Here is a 3,807-nt window from a genome sequence, read left to right as displayed (position 1 = left end):
CGCCGAGCCGGCGCCCGCGCCGCCCACCACCGACGCCCCGGCGGCGGCCGGCGACCTGGCGCCGGTCGTCGTCGCGGACGGGCTCTCCCACGTCTGGAGCGTCGGCGTGCTGCCCGACGGGCGGGCGCTGGTCACCGAGCGGGACGGGCGCCTGTCGCTGCTCGCCTCGCTCGACCCGGGCACCGCGGTCACCCCGGTCGCCGCCGACCTGGGCGACGTGTTCGCCCGCGGCGAGGGCGGGCTGATGGGCCTGGCCGTGCACGCCGACTTCGCGACGTCGAACCGGTTCACCACCTGCCAGACCCGTGCCGAGAACGGGAGCCCGGTCGACGTCCGGCTGGTCACCTGGACGCTGTCCGCGGACGGGGCCACCGCGACCCGGGTCGCGGACCCGCTGGTCGGCGGTCTGCCGATCGCCTCGGGCGGACGGCACTCGGGCTGCCGGATCGCCGTCGACGACACCGGGGCGCTCGTCGTCGGGACCGGCGACGCGGCGATGCCCGCCACCCCGCAGGACCTCACCTCGCTCGGCGGCAAGACGCTGCGGGTCGACCCGGCCACCGGCGGGCCCGCGGCCGGCAATCCCTTCGCCGACGCCGCCGACCCGGCCCAGCGGCTCGTGTACACCTCCGGGCACCGCAACGTGCAGGGCGTCGCGGTCGAGCCGGGCACCGGGCGGGTCTTCACCGCCGAGCACGGCCCGACCCGCGACGACGAGGTGAACCTGCTGCGCCCGGGCGGCAACTACGGCTGGGACCCCTCGCAGGGCGGCACGGTGACCACCTACGACGAGTCGGTCCCGATGACCGACCGGGACCGCTTCCCCGACGCCGTCCCCGCCGTGTGGGCCTCCGGCAGCCCGCCCGAGGCGCTGGCCGGCGCCGCGTTCCTCGACGGCGAAGCGTGGGGGCAGCGGAACGGGATGCTCGCCGTCGCCGCGCTGCGCGGGCAGAAGCTGCTGCTGATGCGGGTCGGCCCGGAGGGCACCGACGGCGCGGTCTCCGACGTCGAGATCCCGGCGGCGCTCGACGGGGACCCCGGCCGGCTGCGCGGGGTGTACGCCGTGCCCGGCGGTCCGCTGCTGGTCACGACCTCGAACGGCGACGACGACCGGATCCTGCGGATCGACCCGAGCTGATCCCGGGGTCGTCGTCCTCGACCACCATGATGCGCACGAGGCCCAGGACGGTCCGACAAGGCGGAAACGACGCAGAGAAAAGGGGTGCCCGGGGGTCTGAACCGCCCGGAGCCGGGTAGACGGCGCGGATGGTCGTGCCCGAGGAACCCGTGACGGTGTCGCTCCCGGCCGGGGCGGCGCTGTCCGGGTTGTCCGCCTACGATGTCTGGGCCCGCTACGCGGGTCTCGGCGGCACCGGCACCGAGCACGACGTCGCCGACATGCTGACCGACCCGGCCGCGGGTGCCCGGGCCGACCGGGTCCTGCTCGCCAGGGTGCTCGACGCGCACCTGGTCGTGCTGGGATGCCGTCGCCGGGTGCGCCCGGACACCGGTGACGCCCCGGCCCCGCCCGCCGTCCCGCCCGCCGTGTCCTGACCCGGCGGGCTCAGCCGCGCACCGACCGGGCGAAGCCGACGACATCGCGCACGGCGTGCGCGTAGACGTCGGGCATCGCGTCGCGGAACAGGATCATCCCGACGTGGCAGAGCCCCGGGTACACGAGCCCGACCGACGGCACCCCCGCCGCGAGCAGCCGACGGTGGTGGGCGAGTCCCTCGTCGCGCAGCGGGTCCAGCTCCGCGCACGCGATCACGTGCGGCGGGAGCCCCTGCAGGTCCTCGGGGCCTGCGGCCGCGGCCCAGCAGGTCGGGTCGTCGGCGTGCGCGGAGCCGGGGTCGTAGACCTCGGCGAGCAGCGGGAACAGCTCCCGGTTGAGCCAGTAGCGGTCGTTCTCCCACAGCGACGCCAGGTCCGCGGGCGGCCGGTCCCAGGACCCCAGCACGTAGGGGCACTGGGCGTAGACCCCGGCGATCCGCCCGGACCAGCCGTCGCGACCGGCCCGGACCGCCAGCCCGAGCGCGAGGTTCGCCCCGCCGGAGTCCCCGGTGACGACGACGTGCGTGCCGCCCAGCTCCGCGAGGTGTTCGTGCACCCAGTGCAGGCCGGTGACGCAGTCGTCCAGACCCGCCGGGAACGGGTGCGGCCCGAGCCGCCCACCCCCGTTGCGGTACTCGACCCCCACGACGACGGCGCCCTCGGCGGCCAGCTCGTCGCGCCAGCGCGCGTAGAGCGGCCCCTGGGCGGCCAGCATGACCATCCCGCCGCCGTGCACCTGGTAGATCACCGGCAGCGGCCCGTCGACGCCGGTGGGGCGGTGGACGTACAGGGTGATCGGGTGCCCGTCGGCGCCGGGAACGGTCCGCGTCGTGCGGTCGACCCCGGCCGGTGGGGTCCAGCCGGTGGCGAGCGCGGCGAACAGGCCCTCGAAGCCCTCCTCGACGGCGTCGACGAACCCGAGCAGGGCCGGGCGGCCCGCGGTGCGGTCCATCGGGGCGTCGTCGGCGTGCCCGGTCAGGCCGAATCCCTCCAGCACCGCGACCATCCGCGGGTCGGCCCGCGGGTCGTCGCCGATCGTCGTCGCCGGGTCCCCGAGCCTGCCGGGTGCGCGGGTGGGTACGGAGGCGTCGGTGCTCATGCGGGCTCCTCGGGCAGTGGGTGGCCGCCTGATCGTGTCCCGCGTCACACGCGTCCGTCAACGGCGTCGTCGCGCCGCGCCGGAGCGGCCGGTTCGAGCAGGTGGACCTCCCGTTCGAGCTCGCCCATCCGGTCCCGCTTCACCGGCGGCGGCTCGGGCACCGAGCCGCCCTCGCGGATGACGCGCACGGTGTCGGCGAGCCGGTCCACCCGGCGCAGGATGCCGTTGCGGTGGAGGAACCAGGCCAGGAACCGGGCCAGCACGGCGACCGCGAGCGCGATGCCGACCGACAGGTAGTCGCGGAGGCGGATCTGGTTGATCTCCTCGATCCGGTCGTCGAGCAGCTCCCGCTCACCGGTCCGCATCTGGTCGACGCGACTGCGGATGCCGTCCATGAGGTTCTTGCCGTAGGCGAGGTCCTGCCGGATCTCGCCGTCGGTGTCCCCGCCCGCGGCGACGACGTCGCGCTGCCGGGCCAGGTCGGTCATCTGCTTCGACGTCAGGTCCCGCAGCTCGGCGATCCGGGCCAGCTTGTCCGTGCGCGGCTTCTCCCCGGGCTCCGCAGTGGCCAGCGTCTCCAGCCGTCCCAGCACCGCCGGGAGCTCCGCCGACGCGTCGGTGAACGGCTCCAGGTACTCCGTGCGCCCGGTGAGCTGGTAGCCGCGCATCCCGGTCTCGGCGTCGACCATGAGCGTGGTGAGCTCGCCGAGCGATCCGGTCATCTCGAACTTGCGCTGGATGTCGGTCTCGATGTCGACCCGCTGCAGGTTCCCGGTCAGGGCCAGCCCGGCCGAGATCAGCACCGCGACGAGCGGCAGCCCGATCGTGATGCGCCCCTGCACGCGCATGGGCAGGTCGTTCCAGTACCGCAGGACGGGTCGCGCCGGAGCGCTCAGGGTGTCGCGAAGGCGCCTGGCCACGGCGGGAGTCTACGGACGGGCCCGGGGTGGGGCCTGTCCGAGCGACCGGGTGGACCGGCCCGGCCGTGGCGGCGGTGCCGCTCGGCCCGTACGCCCCGCGAACGCCGTCGCGACCAGGGCGACGGCCCGGTCGTCGTCGCGGGTGAGCCGGAGCAGCGCCTCCCGCGCCCCGGACCCGGGCTGCTCGACCAGCGCCTGGGCCAGCCGGATCCGTGCGGCCGGGTCGGCGCCGTC

The 3,807-nt window shown here is 75.9% G+C and carries 4 protein-coding genes and 1 pseudogene; 2 read left to right on the top strand and 3 right to left on the bottom strand.

The features are described from left to right. Both NH602_RS29210 and NH602_RS29205 read left to right on the top strand, forming a co-directional pair. On the top strand, positions 1–1,138 hold a 1,138-nt coding region (locus NH602_RS29210; protein ID WP_374210277.1), incomplete at its 5' end, for a sorbosone dehydrogenase family protein. Between the two features lie 134 nt (positions 1,139–1,272). Then, entirely contained in the window at positions 1,273–1,554 is a 282-nt protein-coding gene (locus NH602_RS29205) for a hypothetical protein (RefSeq protein ID WP_253069490.1), read from the top strand. Between the two features lie 10 nt (positions 1,555–1,564). On the opposite strand, the gene NH602_RS29200 is transcribed toward NH602_RS29205, so the two are convergent. The 3 genes and pseudogenes from NH602_RS29200 to NH602_RS29190 all read right to left on the bottom strand — a co-directional run. Then, the gene (locus tag NH602_RS29200; protein ID WP_073577520.1) at positions 1,565–2,653 is read right to left on the bottom strand and encodes an alpha/beta hydrolase fold domain-containing protein; all 1,089 of its coding nucleotides are present in this window, start codon (positions 2,651–2,653) and stop codon (positions 1,565–1,567) included. Positions 2,654–2,697: 44 nt separating this feature from the next. Beyond that, positions 2,698–3,573 carry a CHASE3 domain-containing protein gene (locus NH602_RS29195; RefSeq protein ID WP_179761153.1) on the bottom strand — a complete coding sequence of 292 codons (876 nt, stop codon included), beginning with the start codon at positions 3,571–3,573 and terminating at the stop codon, positions 2,698–2,700. Between the two features lie 9 nt (positions 3,574–3,582). Next, positions 3,583–3,807 (bottom strand): annotated as a pseudogene (locus tag NH602_RS29190) (hypothetical protein); the annotation flags it as partial.

The sequence above is a fragment of the Pseudonocardia sp. McavD-2-B genome, assembly GCF_024124365.1.
Taxonomy (GTDB): domain Bacteria; phylum Actinomycetota; class Actinomycetes; order Mycobacteriales; family Pseudonocardiaceae; genus Pseudonocardia; species Pseudonocardia alni.
This window is presented reverse-complemented; position numbering and strand designations above follow the sequence as displayed.

What these genes read in the sequence shown, in the direction of transcription:
- NH602_RS29200 (WP_073577520.1), bottom strand. Translation starts at nt 2,653, where the DNA reads ATGAGCACCGACGCCTCCGTACCCACCCGCGCACCCGGCAGGCTCGGG.